Source organism: Limnobacter sp. (genome assembly GCF_046297615.1).
Lineage (GTDB): Bacteria > Pseudomonadota > Gammaproteobacteria > Burkholderiales > Burkholderiaceae_B > Limnobacter.
In genome coordinates this window covers 40,385-59,040 of sequence record NZ_JBKBHM010000003.1, presented here as the reverse complement: position 1 = coordinate 59,040, position 18,656 = coordinate 40,385, and the positions used below count along the sequence as shown (strand labels likewise).

Genomic DNA, 18,656 nt, shown 5'->3' with positions numbered 1-18,656 from the left:
GTGACCTTAACCACCTTTCGAGGTCATTCATGAACATCAAGTCCAGCTCCCGCAATACCCTCTTCGCCGTTTCCATGCTCGCGCTCACCTCCAGTGCCTGGGCCATTGGTTTGGGCGTGAATGTTGGAGTGGGCGCCAAGGCAGACACCTCTGCCGCAGAAGCCAAAGTACAAGCCAAAGTGGATGCTGGTGCCTCGGCGGATGCCAAGGCCCAAGGCAACGCCCAAGCCGGTGCGGCTGCTGACCTGAAAGCCAAAGGCAAAGACACCGTGTCTGAAACCAAAGGCCAAACCAAAGCCGCTGTAGGTTCAACCGTGGGTGCAGGCGTTGGCCTGGCCACAGGTGTGACCGGCAAGGTGCTGGGCGGAGTGGGCAAGGCACGTGGCAGCGTTGATGCTGACGCGGCTGCCGGTGCGCAAGCAGGCGGTGGAAAACTGGAAGCGGGCGCCAGTGTGAAGGCCAAGGCCGGCGCCAACTGATTGAGCCGTATTGATTGAATTCTGCATGCCGCACCCGTGGGTGCGGCACTTGCGAAGTTCTCTGTGCCAGACCTGCCTAGTGCAACAGGCAGTTAATCCGCAGGCTTTGGGTCCGCTCAGAGTTTGCGGATTTTTTCCAAAGTGGCAGTGGTTGAGCGTTCATGCTCAAAGGCGATCGACAGTGCCTTGCCACCCCAGCCTTGAACTTCAGGTGCGCCCACCATCTTGTCCACGGGCCAATCCCCGCCTTTGACCAGTACATCGGGCTTCGCGGCCAGAATGGCGTTCAAGGGGGTGTCCTCTTCAAACACCGTCACCAGCGCTACACATTCCAGCGCGGCCAGTACAGCCATGCGGTCGTCTTGCGAGTTGATGGGGCGGTCAGGGCCTTTCCCCAGTCGTTTCACTGAGGCATCAGAATTCACCGCCACAATCAGGCTTGCGCCTTCCTGCGCGGCTTGGTCCAGGTAGGTGACGTGGCCACGGTGCAACAGGTCAAACACCCCGTTGGTGAACACCACGGGCTTGGGCAGGTTGGCTGCGCGGCGGGCCAATTCCTGGGGGGTGCAGACTTTGCTGACAAAGCGCGCAGGTTTGCCGGTTGAACTCATAACCGATAGGTCCGGTGAAAGATTGACATCAGGCAGCCTGTCCCACTGCATCATCACCACCACCCAAGCGGCTGGTGATTTCTTTGCGGTAGCGGTTCAAGTCCTGCACCGATTCGAACGTGCGCTCGAACAGAATGCTCATGTTGTGCAGAATCCGCTCGATCACCTTCTTCTCCCAATCGGAGTTGAAATTGATCTGCCCATCCAGCCAACGCTCCAGCCAATCCGGGTCGGGAAGACGGCTTTGTACCGTGTCGTTGGGGAACAAAGCCTTGTTCACATGAAGGTTCGTGGGGTGCAGGGGTTTCTGCGTGCGCCGGGCCGAGGCCATCAGCACGCCAATTTTCGAGAATGCTGCGCGTGCTGAATCCCCCACATCCTGCAGGGCTTTTTTCATGTAGCGCAGGTAGGCTCCGCCGTGGCGGGCTTCGTCGTGCGAAATGGTGCGGTAAATGTGCTTGATCACCGGTTCTGTGTGCCAGTCGCTGGCGCAACGGTACCAGTGGTTCAGGCGGATTTCCCCGCAGAAGTGCAGCATCAGGGTTTCCAGCGGTGGTGCCGGGTCGAATTCGAAGCGCACTGCATGCAGTTCTTCTTCCGTGGGCAGCAGGTCGGGCCTGAAGCGACGCAGGTATTCCATCAGCACCAGCGAGTGCTTCTGTTCCTCAAAGAACCAGATGGACATGAATGCGGAAAAGTCGCTGTCGTGGCGGTTGTCGCGCAGGAACATTTCGGTGGCAGGCAAGGCTGACCACTCGGTGATGGCGTTCATCTTGATGGTTTGTGCCTGCTCATCGCTTAGCTTGCTGCCATCAAACTGGTCCCATGGAATGTCAGATTCCATGTTCCAGCGAACCGATTCAAGTGACCGAAACAACTCCGGATAAAGCATACTGCCTCCGCTAACCTGTGTTTTCATACTTTTGTTATTTTAACAAGACATGTCATACAGGGCATGAACCTTTGATGACAAAGGCGGTTTCGCCCGTCAACCTCAGGATGCCCCCTGTTTTTTGAGCCACCGCATCAAGCCACCCAGCAGGGGCAATTTTTCATACAGCTCTTCGGCGGCATCCCAGTAGTCCCTGTGGCTTTGGACCAAGCCTTCGCCATTCAGTTGCACATGGGTGCACCCCCGGCAGCACTGAACCTCTCCCTGCCGGTAACGCTTCATTTCAAACAGGAAATGCCAACCCAGAAACACCTGCCCGCCTTGTTCAAAGGCGGTGTGCACCACAAAACGAGGGTTGTTCACCTGGGTGAACATGTGGGTGAAGATGTGGCGTATGTCCTCAATTCGGTTGACCTCATTGAAGGGGTCTTTGAAGTACGCATCCTGTGCATACAAGGCAGGCAGCTCATTCACGCTGTTCGGTGTCAGGTGCTCGAAAAAGTCGATCAGCTTGCGCACCGGGGCGCTGAGCGACTGCCGGTCCAGCGAGGCCAGGGGCTTGGTTTGGGCCATGCGGTTTACTCCTGTGCGGGGGCTGCGGGTCGAGTGGCACGCCCAATTGCCTTGAAATACAGCGAATAGGGCAGGATTCGAAGCAGGTGCAAGCCACGTGTGAATGCTTTGGGAAAATGAATCTCGAACTGCCCCTTGCCCCATCCTGCCACTATTTCACGCGCTGCTTGCTCAGCAGTGATGAGGAAGGGCATGGGAAAGGTGTTTTTGCGGGTCAAGGGCGTGTCCACAAAACCGGGGTTGATGAGGCTGACGCCCACGCCCAAGGGCTTCAGTTCAAGGTATAGCGCCTCAGCCAGGTTGATCAGCGCTGCTTTGGTGGGGCCATAGGCCAAAGAATTGGGCAGCCCTCGGTAACCCGCCACGCTGGAGACAATCGACAAGTGTCCCTTGTGTTGCTGCATCAACGGCTTAAGCACTTGGGCCAACACCGACAGGGTGCCGCCCAGGTTCACGTCAACCTGTTGTTGCACTTGGCCGAGGTTGAAAGCCTGTACGGACATTTCCGAGTAGGTGCCCGCCATCAGCACCACCAAGTCCAGGCCACCCAAAATACGAATGGCCTCGGTGGCGGCTTGTTCAACCGCGTTGCGGTCCGTGATGTCCAGGGGCAGGGCGGTGGCCTGTTGCAGGCTTTGGCTCAGTTGCGTCAGTTTGTCGGCACTTCGGGCCGACAGCACCTGCCGGGCCCCCAGGCTGTCCAACTGGCGGGCCAAGGCTTCACCGATGCCGCTGGACGCACCCACCAGCCAAACACGCTGGCCTTGCCATTGTCGAATTGGTGTGTTCAAGGGCATGGTGGTTCAGTCCCGCTTTCTGAAGCTCAGGGTAACAGCACCCAAGGTGAAGCCGAATTTGCTCATCACCGCGCGGTTCAGTACAGTGCGCTCGTCCATGCGGTACAGCCAGTCATCAAACTGCACCTCGTAAACAGTGCCATCCACAGGCAACAGCAAGGTGTATTTGAAGTTGAAGGCGTTGCCTGCGCCTTCGCCCAAGGCCTGGCCCTTCACGTCAGCCGCGGTGCCCACATAACGGTTGCCTTCCTTGCGAATGGTCCAGACGCGTTTTTCACGCGTGCCGTCTGAATAGCTGAAGTCTTCATCCAGCGTGCCCACATCGCCATCCCAGTGGCACTTCATCAGCACAGTGAACCGTTTGACCACTTTGCCGGAACGGTCCTGAAACATGCCCCAGGCGTCCACGGTGCCGTTGAAGTACTCCTTCATGTCCATCACTGGGGTTTCGCGGGCGTAGTCGGCCACAGTGGGGGCACTGGCGCACCCGGTGAGTGCACCCAGGCTGGCCAGCAACAGGCTTGCGGTGGCCAGTGTTTTTCGAACGCTCAGGATCATGCTGCCTTTCCTTGTTCAGCGGAGTTGCTTGAGGGGTAATCGGAGCCTGGCTTGGTGAGTTGCCTGTCCAGCCCACTGGCCAGCAACAGCGCCACGGCCAACAGTTTCAGGGCGCAGGGCGCAATCGCATACACCCACACCAGCGGGTCATTGGCCAGTTGGTCCAACAAACCCATGGTTTTGAACACCTCGGTTTTGGACAGCGTTGGGTCGTAGTTGAACCACTGCAGGGTGCCCAGGGCCAATGTGGGCGCCAAGGCCAGGTTCATCTTGCTCATCCAGTTCCACAGGCCAAAATAGGTGCCTTCGTTTTTGCCACGTTCCTGATTGTCGTTGATCAGGCGTGCCACCAGTGCGGCTGGAATGGCCAGGTCAGCCCCCAAGGCCAGTCCGCTGACCACGCAAATCATCAGGTAGCCAGTCAGGTCGCCTTCTTGCAGGGCCACCACGGTCAAGAACGTGGGCACGGTGATGACCATGCTCAGCATCCAACTGCGGATCAGCCCAATACGCCCAGCCAGCCAAACCCAGAACACCGTTGAGGCGGCACCCACCACAAAGTACACCGCCAGCACCCACTGGTCGGTTTCGCCCAGGCCCAAGCGGTCGCGCATGAAAAACGGCACCAGCGTGGCGGGTAGGGCACCGGCCAGCCCATTGCACAAAAACACCGTCAGTAGCCAGCGGAAATTGCTGTGTTTCAGCGGGTGCAGCAACTCGGCCACCAGCTTTTTCAAGCCTGCGGCATTCAATGCAGCAGTGGCCGGTGGCGCTACAGCGTTGTTTGAACCGGGGCGTGGCGCCAGTTTGAACAGGGTGTAAGCCCCTGCCAGCAAAATGAATGCAAAGGCGCTGTAAATGCCCACTGCATGGCTTTCCAGTGAAAACGACACGGCAAAAATCACGCCCACAATGCCGATGCCTTCGCGGGCGGCCACGAAGGTGGACCGTTCCTTGTCGGTGCTGCCCAATTCCGAGCCCCAGGCCTGGTAGGCAATCATCGACAGGCTGAACCCCAGGTGCACTACCAATAGGCTGACCAGCAGGCTGAGGGCGTAATGGGCGGGCTCATTGCCTTGTGGAAAGAAGACCCCTGCCATGCCCAGCAATAACAGCGGGATGGCCAGCAGAATGGGCAGGGCATAACGGTTGCTGTTGCCCGGGCCTTGGCGCTTGTCCACCCAAAGGCCGATGGCCGGGTCCAACACCGCATCCACCAGCCGCGAAAGCAACAAGATGGCCCCCACCGTGGCGGAGGGCACCTCGTACACCCGCGAGTACAGGTAGGGTACCTGAATGTAAATGGGCACCACCACCGCACCCATGGCGCAACCCATGAGCCCGTAGGTGAGAAGGTCGCGTGCGCGAACGGTCTGGCTCATGGTGTGCGGGGCCTGTGCTTATCGGTTTTTTTCCAGATAGAACTGGAACACGTCGGTGCTTTCGTATTCGAAGCCTGCTTCGCAATAGGCGAGGTAGAACTCCCAAGTGTTGATGAAAGGCTGGTCAAAGCCTTGTTTGCGCACGGTGTCGAGCTGCGACATGAAGGTTTTGCGCCAGCGGCGCAAGGTCTCGGCGTAATCTTTGCCGAAGCGCTTCTCGGACACCACCCGAAGGCCATGCTTTTCAGCCAGTGCCCGGAACTTGGATGGGCAAGGCAGCATGCCACCCGGGAAAATGTACTGTTGAATGAAGTCGGTGCCTTTGCGATAACGCTCAAACAGCGAGTCGTCAATGGTGATGGTTTGAATGGCAGCGCGGCCGCCGGGTTTGAGCAGTCGGTTCACGGCCTGGAAGTAGGTGGACCAGTATTCTTCCCCCACCGCCTCGAACATTTCGATGGACGCGATGTGGTCGAACTGGCCATCGCAATCCCGGTAGTCCTGCAGACGGAAGTCGGCTTGTTGGCCCAAGCCCTTGTTCTCCAACCGGGCCTTGGCCCAGGCCAGTTGTTCGGTGGACAGGGTCAAACCGACCAAAGAGGCGCCCGCAGAGCAGGCTTTTTCAGCAAATCCGCCCCAGCCACAACCAATCTCAAGCACACGCTGGCCGGCCTGTGGTTGCAGGTAATCCAGCATGGCCTGGTATTTGGCGTCTTGGGCTTGTTCCAGCGACAGGCTGGTGTTGCCGTCAAACAGGGCGCTGGAATAGGTCATGGAGGGGTCAAGCCACAACTGGTAGAACGGGTTGCCCAAGTCGTAATGGGCATGAATGTTCTTGCGGGCTTGGGTTTTGGTGTTGCGGTTCAGCAGGTGCTTGATTTTGTAAGCAATGCCGCCCAGAAAGCTGCCGTAGATCACTTCTTCAACGGCTTTGCGGTTCTCCAGGAAAACACCCAGCAGGTTGGCCAGGTTATCGGTTTCCCACTCACCCGCAATGTAGCTTTCGGCAAAGCCAATGTCGCCGCTCTTCAAGGCGCGGGTGCACACCGACCAATTGCGCAAGGTGATGCGGGCGCTGGGTTTGTCGCTTTCACCGCCGAACAGCAGGTGCACGCCTTCCGGCGTGATCATCTCCAGCCGGCCTTTCTTCAGTTTGTTCAACAGTTTCAAAGTCCAGCGGGCCGCAGAGGGGGCATGGCTGGGCAACTGGAATTGGGACAGGGTCACTGTGGCTTGGGTCATGCTCTGAACTCGATCAGGAAACAAGATTGGTCGGAGGTTCGGGTTTGCGGTGGAACTTGGCCCCTTTGGCCAGAAGTTTCACGGCTTGCCAATGTATTTTTACGATCACGGCCAGCGTAAACCAGCCGTATTTCAATAATGATCTACACCACAGCCCCGCACTTGGATGCAGCAGCTGTCCACTCACGCTGGTGCTTAACTGCAGGGTGTCGTGTTCGAAATAGTTGATGCGGGCCATGGTGCTGCTTTCCGTGTTGAAAAACCGGAATTCGTAGCGGCCAGACACCGGGAAAAACGGCGACACATGAAACACCTTGCGAGCGTGCAGCAGTGCGCCCCGGTCCAACGTGCCGTGGGGTTGGTCTTCGGGTGGTGTGAGCAGGTAAAAATGGCGCTCGCCAAAGGTGTTGTTCACCTCGCACAGCACCACGCTGCAGCGGCGCTTCGGGCTGGTTTCACTGTCGCTGTAGAAGTACCAAAAACTCACGGGGTTGAACACATAACCCAACACTTTGGGGAAAGTGTGCAGCTCAATGTCGCCGGTCAGTTCAAGTCCGCTGAGTTGGGCCACTCGCTTCTGTAGTTGGTCCAGAAATTCCGGAAACCCCAGCGCGTGTGGCTCGAACCCATAGTGCTTGGCTTGCACCGAAAACAGGCCTCTTTTGTCAAGCACGGGGAAGCGGGGCAGGGTTTCAGCCACCGCTGTGGTTCTGGAAAACCGCAGGCGTACAAAGCAGGCGCCCGTTGAAAAGGCGTTGACCTTGGGCAGTTCACGGCGATGGCGCACCAAACCCCAGGCCAGTTTGGCCTGTACGCAGCGAAATGGTGCAGCCCCGTTCATCATGCGGCCTGAAGGGTGCCTTGTCCCAAATGGCTCAGCAAGGCCCGTGCAGCATTCAAACCCGACGTGTGGCCATCTTCATGGAAGCCATATTTCATCCACGCACCGGCCAGGTAAATGTTGTTCAGGCCTTGAAGGGCCTGAAGTGCGCTTTGTGCCTGCACGGCGGGCGCATCAAACACAGGGTGGGCGTAATGAATTTCACGGGCCACCAGCTCATCCCGAGGGGCAATGATGGGGTTCAGGGTAACGAACACATCGCGCTGCGTGGCCAGGGGCTGAAGGTTATTGCTCCAGTAGGTGACCGATACGCTGGGTTGAGGGTTCAGCACATCGCTGAGGTAGTTCCATGACGACCATGTGCTGCGCGTTTTGGGCATCAGCCGCTCGTCCATGTGCAGGTAGGCCACATTGTCCTGATAGGCAATGTGGGACAGCAACTCTTTCTGGGCCAGGTTGCCACGCAACATGTCGTTGCATTGGTCGCTGTGGGCCGCCATGATCACATGGTCAAAGACCTGTTCACCTTGCGCGGTGCGCACCCACGGCTTTTCACCGGGGTGAACTTCCAGCACGGGGGTGCTGGTGTGAACCACCGGAATGTGCGGCAGAATTTTCTGCACGTAATTGCGCGCCCCGTTTTTGACGGTGAACCAACTGGGCCTGTTTTCAACCTGCAACAAGCCGTGGTTGTGGCAGAACTGCACAAAGGTGGCCAGCGGGAAGGCCAGCATTTGCTCGCTGGGGCAAGACCAAATGGCGGCGGCCATGGGCACCAGGTACCAGTCCCGAAACTCGGCGCTGTAGCGCTCAGTGACCAGATAGTCGCCCAAACTCATTTGGCCCTTGCCGTTGAACAGCGTACTGCGGTCACCATTGACCACCAGTGCGGTGGCTTCTTTGTTGAATCGCAAAATGTCCAGCAGCATTCGAATGAAGCGGGGGCGGAACAGGTTGCGGCGCTGGGCAAACACGGTGTTCAGGTTGGTGCCCGCCCATTCCAGGTTGATTTCGGGCAAGCACACCGAAAACGACATGTCGGATTTCACCGTTTCCACTTGAAGCTCTTCGAACAGGCGGATCAGGTTGGGGTAAGTGCGTTCGTTGTACACCAGAAACCCGGTGTCCACGGGCACTTGAACGCCATCAATGTCCATGTCGACTGTGTTGGTGTGCCCACCCACATAATCACCTGCTTCAAAGAGGGTGACATGGGCATGGTCACGCAGGGTGTAGGCTGCGGTCAGTCCGGAAATGCCGCCGCCGATGACGGCGACTGAAGGTTTGTGCTGTGGGCTTGCTGGGTTCATCGCGACTTTGTTCAACGGTTGAGGCCACCATGGCCGGTGGCGGGTTGATGAGCAGGCAAGCAACACCGGCACAATTCGCCATCTTAGCCCAGCGCAGTGGGGGTGGTGGGTGTGCCGGTTTGCAAGCTCTGCAGGTACAACCGGTCAGGCGGCTTTCTGGATGCGCTTGTCTTCTTCAATCCACGCTACAGCTGAGTGATTGTGGATGGACTCAAAGTTCTCGCTTTCCACCCGGTAGGCCACCACATTGCGGCTTTGACGCAGACGCAGGGCGATGTCGCGCACCAAATCTTCCACAAACTTGGGATTGTCGTAGGCGCGTTCGGTCACGTACTTCTCGTCGGGGCGCTTGAGCAGGCCCCACAGTTCGCAGGACGCAGACTCTTCGGCCATACGGATCAGCTCTTCCACAGTCAGGTCGCGGTCTGCAAGGGCGCGAATCGAGATGTGTGAGCGCTGGTTGTGTGCGCCGTAGTCCGAAATTTTCTTGGAGCAGGGGCACAAGCTGGTGACCGGCACCACCACACTCAGGCTCACGTCAACTGGCCGGCCCACGTCCTGATTGGCTTCCAGGGTCACCGTGTAGTCCATCAGACTGGCCACGCCGGACACGGGCGCCACTTTGCGCACAAAGTAGGGGAAGGTCATGGTGATGGTTCCCGCCACTGCCTCAAGCCGACTCAGCATGTGCTGCATCATCGTTTTCATTTCGGCAATGTTTTGTGCGCCGTCCTGGGCCTGCAACACCTCCAGAAAACGGGACATGTGCGTGCCTTTCACATGGGCGGGCAGGTGAACCGTCATCTCAATGTTGGCCACAGTGGGTTGGGGCCCCTCGGGGGTCTCGATGATCGTTGGGTGGCGAACCCCACGGATGCCAACCCGGTTGATCACGAGGTTGCGTTCATCCAAGCGGGATTGCTCGTCCGGCAAAAAAAGGCTGTCAGGTGCGTTCATGGTGTGCTCTCCAGAAAGAAAGTTGGCTTTTTAGGGCCGGGGTGCTGCCAGAGCACGGGTAATTGCCTGGGTTAATTCGGGGCTTTCGGGGGTGACGCCGCTGCGGTAGGTGCCGATCACCTTGCCGTTGCGGTCAATCAGGTATTTGTGAAAATTCCAGCCGGGTTCCTGGCCAGTGGCTTGAATCAGTTCGCGGTAAAACGGGTTGGCATTGCTGCCTTTGACCACGCTTTTGGCCACCATCGGGAATTTCACGCCGAAGGTGTTGCTGCAAAAGTCAGCAATTTCACTGTTGGACTTGGGTTCCTGTTTGCCAAAATCGTTGGACGGAAAGCCCAACACCGTAAAACCTTGAGCCTTGAAGCGCTGGTTCAGCTTTTCCAGCCCATCGTACTGGCTGGTGTATCCGCAGTAACTGGCGGTGTTGACCACCAGAATGACTTGGCCGCTGAATTGGCACAGGGGCATGGGCTTTTCATCCTGCAGTCGGGCAAAGGTGTGGTTCAGCAGACTTGGGCAGGCCGGGGTATTGCCTTGTGCCGCTGCTTGGGTTGTTATGGGGCTGACCGCCAACAAAGCCATTGCGATTAACATAAATACACAATTAAGCCAGTTTGGCGTAGACAGAGTCAGCGAACCCTTCAATGTTTTTTGCACGTGAATGTCTCTATATGTGTGGTTAAGGTCAAGGACTTGTGTTAATTTGACGGTCATCGAACCTTGTGGTTCCATTATCAACAACAGTCCAGTCCAAGTCAATTTTGTCTAGGACAAAAAATCGAGTTGACCAAGCGATGTACCAGGAATTGACATGAACGAGAGAGCCGACCTCAGCCAGCCCTCTTTTTCGATCGCCGCCGTTGAGCGGGACACTGGCTTGCCCAAGGATACCTTGCGGGTGTGGGAAAAGCGCTATGACTTTCCCCGCCCGGGGCGTGACGCCTTCGGCGAGCGCATTTACCCGGTGGATCAGGTTGAAAAGCTGAGGGTCATCAAGCGGCTGCTGGACGCAGGCCACCGCCCGGGCAAGGTGATTGGTTTGTCCATCGACGAATTGGTGCGGCTGTCCGAAGCGGGCAGCTCAGGCACCCGTTTGAATGTCAGCGCCGACAGCCTGGACCAATTGGCTGCGTATCTGGAGCTGATCAAGCGCCACAATGCCGAGGAGTTTCGGCAGGCCATGTCCCGACTGGTGTTGACCATGGGCCTCAAGCGCTTTGTGGTCGAAGTGGTGGCCCCCTTGAACACCATGGTGGGCGATGCTTGGGCTCGCGGCTACTTCGAGATTTTCGAAGAACACATTTACACCGAAACCATTCAAGTGGTGTTGCGCAATGCGCTGAACACGATTCCATCCAGCGGGCAATCCCCCCGGGTACTGCTGACCACCTTGCCCAACGAGTTGCATGGCTTGGGCCTGCTGATGGCGGAATGTATCTTCGCCATGCAGGGTGCACAATGCGTGTCCTTGGGTACACAAACACCGATTTATGACATTGTGCTGGCCTGTCGCGCCCAGGACATCGACATCGTGGCCCTGTCCTTCTCCATCACCCAAAGCACCGGCTCCGTGCTGGACGCAATTTCGGAACTGAGGGCCAAACTGCCACCCAAGGTTGAGGTGTGGTGCGGTGGCGCGTCTACAGTGCTGCGCAAAAAATCCACGGATGATTTTCGTGTGCTGGGCACCCTGGACACCATCGAAGAAGCCTTGCAGGATTGGCGTCAGCGCCACTCGGCCTGAGGTTCTCGATGCCCCGTCAAAGCGGTTTCAAGGGCAACAAATCGGACCTGCCTCACAAAGCCTGCGCCGTGTGCGGGCGGCCCATGACTTGGCGCAAATCGTGGGCCAAAAACTGGGACGACGTGAAGTACTGCTCTGATGCCTGTCGTAAAGGTACCCCCCGAGGTCAACATGGCCCCAAGTAACCCACGCAACGTCTTGGTGTTGGGTGACCAACTCAGCCTCGACAACCCCCTGCTGCACACCGGTCAGCCGGAATCAGTGCGGGTGTTCATGGTGGAGTCGCTTTCTGAAAGCAAGGTGGTGTGGGTGCACAAAGCCCGGGCCGCCGTGTTTTTGTCGGCCATGCGGCATTTTGCCCAAGCGCTGCGCGACCAAGGCTACACCGTGGTGTACAGCGATTTGGCGCAGACTGGCGAACATTCCCTGACCGAACGTTTCATGCAGTTGCTTCAGGCTCACAACGTGAGCCTGGCTGACATGCTGGAACCCGGTGAATGGCGCCTTGAACAGGACTTTCTGGCGACTTTCCGCACGCACGGTTTGCGATTGCGCCTGCATGCCGACCCGCATTTCATCTGCTCCAAGGCGGAATTTGCCCAATGGGCAGCCGGTTACAAGCAGTTGCGGATGGAGTTTTTTTACCGTGAATGGCGCAAACGCACCGGCGTGTTGATGGACCAGGGCCAGCCTGCAGGCGGCCAGTGGAATTACGACAGTGACAACCGAAGCGCCTTTCCCAAAGCGGGGCCAGGTTTGATTCCTGAGCCCGCGTGGTTCGAACCGGATGCCATCACGCGTCAGGTATTCCAGGAAGTGGAGCAGCGTTTGCCTGATCACCCAGGGCAATTGGCGTCCTTTCAATGGCCGGTGACCCGAGATCAAGCGCTGCAGGCCTTGGACGTGTTCATCCGCCACAGGCTTGTGCATTTCGGGGACTATCAGGATGCGATGTGGACCGACACGCCCTTCGGCTGGCATGCCTTGCTGGCTTGTGCCATCAACCTGCACCTGCTGGACCCGCGCGAGGTGATTGCCCGGGCCGAGCTGGCCTATCGCGAAGGGCAGGCCGAGCTGGCCAGTGTGGAAGGTTTTGTACGGCAGATTCTGGGATGGCGTGAGTTCATTCGCGGGGTGTATTGGCTGGACATGCCAACCATGCGCACGGACAACGCCTTGAACGCACACACCCCCTTGCCGGCCTGGTTCTGGACTGGGCAAACCCGCATGAACTGCATGCGGCACAGCATCGGGCAGACGCTGGAACATGGGTACGCGCATCACATTCAGCGCTTGATGGTCATCGGCAACTTTGCCCTGCTGGCGGGCCTTGTGCCGCAATCCGTGGAAGATTGGTTTTTGGCGGTTTACGTGGATGCGGTGGAATGGGTGGAATTGCCCAATGTGGCCGGCATGGCTTTGTATGCCAACGGCGGGCGTTTCACCAGCAAGCCCTACATTGCATCGGGCGCTTACATCAAGCGCATGAGCAATTACTGCCAAGGTTGCCAGTACGACCCAGCGCAGCGTGCAGGCGACAAAGCCTGCCCCTTCACCACCCTGTACTGGGGGTTCATCGATCAACACCACGACAGTTTGGCGGCCAACCCGAGAACCAGCCTCATGGCCAAGAACCTGGGCAAATTGGACCCGGCCGAACTTCAGCGGGTGCGCGACCGCAAGGTCATTCTGCTTGAGCAAATCGACAGCCTCTGAAAACCCGCAAACGCCGAACAATGCTAGGCTGGTGGCCTTCACTTGCAGCCCTGTTTCAGCATGAGCCCACTTCCCACCCTTGGCGGTTTCGACCCGGCTGACCCCATCGTTCAGCGTCTGCCCGACTCAGTGCAGGTGTATGTGGTGGGTGGTGCCGTTCGCGATGCCTTGTTGGGCCTGTCCAGCAGCGACAGGGATTGGGTGGTGGTGGGGGCCACCGCACAGGTCATGGAGGACGCCGGTTTCAGGCCGGTGGGGGCTGATTTTCCGGTGTTTCTCCACCCGCAGACCCAAGAAGAATACGCGCTGGCCAGAACCGAGCGAAAAAGCGGTGTGGGGTACAAAGGCTTCACTTTGTTTGCAGACCCTTCCGTCAGCCTTGAAGACGACCTGCGCCGCCGTGACTTCACCATCAACGCCATGGCGATGCGTGCTGACGGCACCGTGATCGACCCTTACGGCGGTTGGGCTGACCTTCAGGCCAAGGTGTTCCGCCATGTCAGCCCGGCTTTTGCTGAGGACCCGCTCCGGGTGCTGCGTTTGGCCCGCTTTCTGGCCCGTTTTCACGCATTTGAGGTGGCCCCCCCAACACAGGCGCTCTGCCGCAGTTTGGTCGCGTCTGGGGAGTTGGCCCACCTCACCGCCGAGCGGGTGTTTCAGGAATTGAACCGAGGCATGGCGCAGGCCCATCCCTCACGCATGTGCGAGTTCCTCAGCAGCGTGGGTGCTTGGGCCAGCTTGGCGCCTGTGCCCCCCGGTGCCCTGGCGGCCACTGAGGCGGCTGTGCTAAACCGCCTGGACCACTGGCCTGCACCCGACCTGCGCTGGGCTTGGGCCGTGGGTGCGTCGTTGGGCCAGGAGGCCGAGCTTGCAGCGTTGGCCAAGGCATGGGTATTCCCCGCAGACTTGACGGATTTGTGCCGTGTTGCACTGCAAGTCCAGCAAGTGAGCGAATCCGCTGCCAGTCAAACGGCCGCCGATTGGGGGGCTGTGTTGGCTCGCCTGGATGTGCTTCGCAAACCCCAGCGCCTGCTCAGGGCGCTTGAGCTGTGGCCTTCCCCTGTCGCAGGGTCCGCCATCCACTTTGTGCATGAAGCCGCCATTCGCCATGAACGGGGCGAGTACCGCGATGCCTTGCGGCAGCACCTGGCCACTTGCGGTGCGGCAGGGGCCATGGTGGCCTCTGCGGTGGAGGCATTTCGCCTCAACTGGGTACAGTCGTTGTTGGTTGAGTTACACACCGCATCTGCTCCAGACAGGTGAGCCACCCGCGCCAGTGATCCACGGTAGAACCGCCGGGCGCAATACTGCCTGCGCGTTTTACTATGAATGGATCATTCTATGCAGCACCTCAACGCCGATACTTTTGAAACCATGGGGCATCGAATCAACAGCGGCATGTTGGCGCTGGGGGTGATGATCGCGCTGGGTTTGGGCTGGTCATACCAGAACTTCCCGGAAATTCTGGTCTGGACACTGGTGGCCTTGATGCCCGCCTTGGCCGCTTGGCTGGTCAGGGGAAGTGAGTGGGTGCGTTACCTGATTGCATCGTCCGCCGTGGCGCTGATTGCAACCCACATTCACGCCGCGCGGGGGCAACTGGAGTTTCATTTTGGCTTCTTCGCTTTGCTCGGCATTTTGGCCTATTACCGTGACGCCCGCCTCATTCTGTACACCGCTGGCTTGATTGCAGTTCACCACGTGCTGTTTGCCGTGCTACAGGACCAAGGTTTTGATTGCTACGTGTTCCGGGGGCCATTCACTTTGGTGGGCACGGTTGGCCTGCACGCCAGTTATGTGGTGGTTGAAAGTGCCATCTTGGTGTTGCTGTGCCAGCAGGCCCATCGGGAGGCTCAGGAGGCTGGGCACTCGCGTCGTATCCTTCAGCGTTTTGAGGGGGAGGGGGGTGTAGTCGACCTTCGCGAGCCCGAGCCCGAGGCCCTCAATGGCCGGGTGTTTCGCCTGGCCCAAGTGTTCAACACCTACCGGCAGAAAATGCAGGCAGTGCTGTCCGCGTTTGAGGACCTGCAACGCCGCGTTCGTGTGCTGGACGGGCATGCTTCTGTGCTTGATTCGACCACCCACCAGTCGCAGGACGCGCTTCTGGCCCAGCAACAATCGGTCATGGCTGTTCATGAAGCGATGGCGGTGTTGTCTAGCCGTGTCCGTGCCCTCGCCGATGAGGTGTCTCGTCAGGCTGAGCAGGCCAGCACCGCCCATCTTGATGCCAACCGCAGTTTTGAGGCCCTTCGGCATGAAATGAGCCAGTCCAGCCAGGATGTGCGGAAAATGGCTGAAACCACACAGTGGATACAGCGCATGGCCGAGTCCATGCGGGCTGTTGCTGAACAAACCCGCCTGCTGTCCCTGAATGCTGCCATTGAGGCTGCGCGCAGCGGCGAACAAGGACGTGGCTTTGCCGTGGTCGCCGATGAGGTGAGAAAGTTGTCCGAGCGCTCTGCATCCGATGTGGAGCAGGTGGAGCAGGCCACCCGGGACATTCAGGCGGTGGTGGCCTCAGTATTGGCCCGGGTCGAGTCTTTGGATTCAATCGCCGAGGCGGCCGAGCATGCCAACCGGGCCCTGTCGGACCATGTCGGCCAAATGACGCAGGCGGCCCATTCCCAAGCCAAGGTGGCTCAGCATGTCTCTGGCGAATTGGACCGCGTCAACGACTTGTGTGGGCAAATGACTGCACAGGTTGGGCAGGCTGAGCAGGCTTTGCAGCAGTCATCACAGCGAACCCGGGAAACCTTGAGCGAGCTGGCGGGCACGGTGGATACGCTGGATCGCCTGCATGCCAGCCTGGGGGAATTCAAAGTGGGCTGAAGCTGACCGGACCCCTTTGTCCACTGCTGTCGCACCCATGCGTTGAACAGGGGGTGTGCGAATTAGCATATCGAGCGCAAGGGGGGGCAGCATGAAGCGGTTGTTGAGTAATCTGGGTTTGTTGGTGGTGGCCGTACTGGTCGGGTTTTCTTGGCTGATGGTGATGCCCCTGGCCCGCATCGGCACCACGGGCGATGTGCTCTGGATGTGTGTCACCTTGGCGCTTTTTGCCTGCCTGCGTTGGTCGTCCGGGGTTTTCAGGCGGGTGTTGCTCTGGATGAGCACCTTGTCCATTCTCGCCGCCATCATCACCTTGCTGGGCCCGGCCAGTCAGTGGCCTTTGGCCCAATGGCTCACCGTGTTGCCCGATTTCCTTCAATTCAGCCTGCCGCAGACCGATCCCCCCCTGTTCTTCATGGCTTTGCTGGGTCTGGCCGTGATCACGATTGCGCTGCCCGTGGTGCGAAGGGCCTTGGTACCCAGCCGCGGGCGCAGCAACCCCTTTGACGCCTATTGATGCAATCTGCGCTTCTCATGCACAATCCCAGCGTTGTGATTCGTGCCCGAGGTTGGGGTGGCGTCGTCGAGAGTCAAACAGGGAATGTGTGCATGCTGTGGGCGCTCGACCACGCTGACTTTTCATCATCTGATTCCTAAAAAACTGCACCGCCGGGCCTATTTTCAGCGTCATTTCAACAAGATGCAGTTAAATGCCGGCATCAACATCTGCCGCGCCTGCCACGACGGCATCCACAACGCCTACGATGAAATGCAACTGGCCAAGGGCTTTTCCACCCTGGACAGCCTTTTGGCCGACGAGGGGTTGAAACGGCATTTCGCTTGGGTGGCCAAGCAGAAGTAAAGCGGTGCAAAGCCTGATAAAATAACGGGTTCCCCTGTTTAACCCGGCTTGCACACCTTGATGCGGGCCAATCCCCTTCGTGCCCTGAACGCCATGCTGCCCATTCAACGCCAAACCCTCATTGCCGCCTTTGAAACCGCAGCCCAAGCTGTGCTGGGGCACCCCGTGCAAGGCGTCACGCTGGAAAAGCCCAAAGACGCCAGCCATGGCGACGTGGCCTGTAACCTGGCCATGCAAGTGGCCAAAGCCGCCAAAAAGAACCCCCGAGAACTGGCTCAGGCTTTGGTGGCAGAGGTGCAGTCCAACCCCACCTGCGCGGGCTTGGTGGCCAGCATTGACATTGCAGGCCCCGGTTTCATCAACATTCGCCTGTCCGAACAAGCCCGTGCCCAGGTGGTGCAGGCGGTGTTGGCCCAGGGCGCTCAATTTGGCGAATCGGCGGCCCATGCCGGCCAAACCGTGTTGATCGAGTTTGTGTCTGCCAACCCCACTGGCCCGTTGCATGTGGGCCACGGCCGTCAGGCCGCGCTTGGCGACGCCATGTCCGCCGTGATGGCCACCCAAGGCTGGAATGTCTACAAAGAGTTTTACTACAACGACGCGGGTGTGCAAATCCAGACCTTGGCCACCTCGGTGCAGTGCCGGGCCAAGGGTTTAAAGCCAGGTGACGCCGCCTGGCCCGAAAGCGCCTACAACGGCGATTACATCGCCGACATCGCCAACGATTTTCTGGCGGGCAAGGAAGTGAAAGCTGCCGATGGTGATGCCGTGAAAGGCACCGGTGATGCCGACGATTTTGAGGCCATTCGCGCATTCGCAGTGGCTTACCTGCGGGCCGAGCAAGACCTGGACCTGAAAGCCTTCGGCGTGCAATTCGACAATTTCTATCTGGAAAGCTCGCTGTACACCGACGGCAAGGTTGAAGAGGCTGTTCAGAAAATGGTTGCCTCGGGCAAGACCTACGAAGAAGGCGGTGCGCTGTGGCTCAAGTCCACTGATTTCGGGGACGACAAAGACCGCGTCATGCGCAAATCCGAAGGGGGTTACACCTACTTCGTGCCCGATGTGGCTTATCACATCGCCAAGTTTCGTCGCGGTTTCGGCAAAGTCATCAACATTCAGGGCACGGACCACCACGGCACCATCGCCCGTGTGCGCGCTGGCCTGCAGGCTGCCGATGTGGGCATTCCCCAAGGCTACCCCGACTACGTGCTGCACAAAATGGTCACCGTCATGAAAGGCGGTCAGGAAGTCAAAATTTCCAAGCGTGCCGGCAGTTACGTCACTGTGCGCGACCTCATCTGTTGGTCCGGCGGAGTGGACGAATCCCGCCCCATGCTGGAACAGCCCGAGGCCTTGACCAAAGGCCGCGATGCGGTGCGTTTTTTCCTGGTGTCGCGCAAGGCCGACACTGAGTTCGTGTTTGATGTGGACCTGGCCCTGTCCCAGTCCGATGAAAACCCCGTGTACTACGTGCAGTACGCCCACGCCCGCATTCATTCGATTCTGGACCAATGGGGCGGCGATCAGGCGGCGTTGTCCAAGGCTGCACTGGGCTTGCTGACAGCACCTTCCGAGCTGGCGCTGATTCGCACCTTGGCGGCCTATGGCGATGTGCTTCAGAAGTCGGCGGATGAACTGGCCCCCCACCATGTGGCGTTTTACCTGCGCGAACTGGCTGGCGCATTCCACACCTTCTACAACGCCGAACGCGTGCTGGTCGATGACGTGGCTGTGAAAGAGGCCCGCCTGGCCCTGCTGGTGGCGGTGGCCACGGTGCTGGCCAATGGCTTGCGGGTGTTGGGCGTGTCCGCGCCCAAACGGATGTGAAATCCCAAGGGTTTCCAACGCTGACCATGTTGC

The 18,656-nt window shown here is 58.8% G+C and carries 20 protein-coding genes; 9 read left to right on the top strand and 11 right to left on the bottom strand.

The window, feature by feature from the left end; genetic code table 11:
- Positions 1-29: 29 nt before the first annotated feature.
- Positions 30-479 (top strand): hypothetical protein, encoded by a 450-nt coding sequence (locus tag ACK4FF_RS07440; protein WP_409706785.1) that lies wholly within the window; start codon positions 30-32, stop codon positions 477-479.
- 116 nt (positions 480-595) lie between these two features.
- Here the strand turns inward: ACK4FF_RS07440 and rfaE2 are convergent, their stop codons facing one another.
- The 11 genes from rfaE2 to ACK4FF_RS07385 all read right to left on the bottom strand — a co-directional run bounded on the left by rfaE2 (position 596) and on the right by ACK4FF_RS07385 (position 10,236).
- Positions 596-1,090 (bottom strand): D-glycero-beta-D-manno-heptose 1-phosphate adenylyltransferase, encoded by a 495-nt coding sequence (gene rfaE2, locus ACK4FF_RS07435; protein ID WP_409706781.1) that lies wholly within the window; start codon positions 1,088-1,090, stop codon positions 596-598.
- 28 nt (positions 1,091-1,118) lie between these two features.
- The gene (locus ACK4FF_RS07430; RefSeq protein ID WP_409706778.1) at positions 1,119-1,982 is read right to left on the bottom strand and encodes a ferritin-like domain-containing protein; all 864 of its coding nucleotides are present in this window, start codon (positions 1,980-1,982) and stop codon (positions 1,119-1,121) included.
- A 102-nt stretch (positions 1,983-2,084) separates the two neighbouring features.
- Positions 2,085-2,555, bottom strand: a complete 471-nt coding sequence (locus ACK4FF_RS07425; protein WP_409706775.1) for a nuclear transport factor 2 family protein — start codon at positions 2,553-2,555, stop codon at positions 2,085-2,087.
- Between the two features lie 5 nt (positions 2,556-2,560).
- A complete protein-coding gene (locus ACK4FF_RS07420; RefSeq protein WP_409706772.1) occupies positions 2,561-3,352 on the bottom strand; it encodes an SDR family NAD(P)-dependent oxidoreductase in 792 nt (263 codons plus the stop codon).
- 6 nt (positions 3,353-3,358) lie between these two features.
- Entirely contained in the window at positions 3,359-3,910 is a 552-nt protein-coding gene (locus ACK4FF_RS07415) for a DUF3833 domain-containing protein (protein ID WP_409706769.1), read from the bottom strand.
- Positions 3,907-5,292, bottom strand: coding sequence for an MFS transporter (locus ACK4FF_RS07410; RefSeq protein WP_409706766.1), 1,386 nt, complete (start codon positions 5,290-5,292; stop codon positions 3,907-3,909). Before ACK4FF_RS07410 ends, ACK4FF_RS07415 begins: the two co-directional genes overlap by 4 nt.
- An 18-nt stretch (positions 5,293-5,310) precedes the next feature.
- Positions 5,311-6,534 (bottom strand): class I SAM-dependent methyltransferase, encoded by a 1,224-nt coding sequence (locus ACK4FF_RS07405; protein ID WP_409706763.1) that lies wholly within the window; start codon positions 6,532-6,534, stop codon positions 5,311-5,313.
- A 13-nt stretch (positions 6,535-6,547) separates the two neighbouring features.
- Positions 6,548-7,378 carry a DUF1365 domain-containing protein gene (locus ACK4FF_RS07400; protein ID WP_409706760.1) on the bottom strand — a complete coding sequence of 277 codons (831 nt, stop codon included), beginning with the start codon at positions 7,376-7,378 and terminating at the stop codon, positions 6,548-6,550.
- On the bottom strand, positions 7,375-8,685 hold the full coding sequence (locus ACK4FF_RS07395; RefSeq protein WP_409706757.1) for an NAD(P)/FAD-dependent oxidoreductase: 1,311 nt from the start codon (positions 8,683-8,685) through the stop codon (positions 7,375-7,377). The genes ACK4FF_RS07400 and ACK4FF_RS07395 overlap by 4 nt, the downstream gene beginning before the upstream one ends.
- 144 nt (positions 8,686-8,829) lie before the next feature.
- Positions 8,830-9,642 (bottom strand): GTP cyclohydrolase FolE2, encoded by an 813-nt coding sequence (folE2, locus tag ACK4FF_RS07390; RefSeq protein ID WP_409706754.1) that lies wholly within the window; start codon positions 9,640-9,642, stop codon positions 8,830-8,832.
- A gap of 30 nt (positions 9,643-9,672) precedes the next feature.
- On the bottom strand, positions 9,673-10,236 hold the full coding sequence (locus ACK4FF_RS07385; RefSeq protein ID WP_409706752.1) for a glutathione peroxidase: 564 nt from the start codon (positions 10,234-10,236) through the stop codon (positions 9,673-9,675).
- Positions 10,237-10,453: 217 nt separating this feature from the next.
- Between ACK4FF_RS07385 and ACK4FF_RS07380 the strand changes: the two genes are divergently transcribed.
- The 8 genes from ACK4FF_RS07380 to argS all read left to right on the top strand — a co-directional run bounded on the left by ACK4FF_RS07380 (position 10,454) and on the right by argS (position 18,623).
- Positions 10,454-11,386 carry a MerR family transcriptional regulator gene (locus tag ACK4FF_RS07380; protein ID WP_409706749.1) on the top strand — a complete coding sequence of 311 codons (933 nt, stop codon included), beginning with the start codon at positions 10,454-10,456 and terminating at the stop codon, positions 11,384-11,386.
- Between the two features lie 8 nt (positions 11,387-11,394).
- Entirely contained in the window at positions 11,395-11,571 is a 177-nt protein-coding gene (locus ACK4FF_RS07375) for a DUF2256 domain-containing protein (RefSeq protein ID WP_409706746.1), read from the top strand.
- Positions 11,558-13,102, top strand: a complete 1,545-nt coding sequence (locus ACK4FF_RS07370) for a cryptochrome/photolyase family protein (RefSeq protein WP_409706743.1) — start codon at positions 11,558-11,560, stop codon at positions 13,100-13,102. The genes ACK4FF_RS07375 and ACK4FF_RS07370 overlap by 14 nt, the downstream gene beginning before the upstream one ends.
- Before the next feature lie 129 nt (positions 13,103-13,231).
- A complete protein-coding gene (locus tag ACK4FF_RS07365) occupies positions 13,232-14,365 on the top strand; it encodes a hypothetical protein (RefSeq protein ID WP_409707875.1) in 1,134 nt (377 codons plus the stop codon).
- Positions 14,366-14,443: 78 nt separating this feature from the next.
- Positions 14,444-15,931: a methyl-accepting chemotaxis protein gene (locus ACK4FF_RS07360; protein WP_409706740.1), complete on the top strand. Its 1,488-nt coding sequence runs from the start codon at positions 14,444-14,446 to the stop codon at positions 15,929-15,931.
- Between the two features lie 91 nt (positions 15,932-16,022).
- On the top strand, positions 16,023-16,448 hold the full coding sequence (locus ACK4FF_RS07355) for a hypothetical protein (protein WP_409706737.1): 426 nt from the start codon (positions 16,023-16,025) through the stop codon (positions 16,446-16,448).
- 183 nt (positions 16,449-16,631) lie between these two features.
- Positions 16,632-16,793 (top strand): hypothetical protein, encoded by a 162-nt coding sequence (locus ACK4FF_RS07350; RefSeq protein ID WP_409706734.1) that lies wholly within the window; start codon positions 16,632-16,634, stop codon positions 16,791-16,793.
- A 93-nt stretch (positions 16,794-16,886) separates the two neighbouring features.
- Positions 16,887-18,623 (top strand): arginine--tRNA ligase, encoded by a 1,737-nt coding sequence (argS, locus tag ACK4FF_RS07345; RefSeq protein WP_409707872.1) that lies wholly within the window; start codon positions 16,887-16,889, stop codon positions 18,621-18,623.
- The last annotated feature ends 33 nt before the right edge of the window (positions 18,624-18,656 follow it).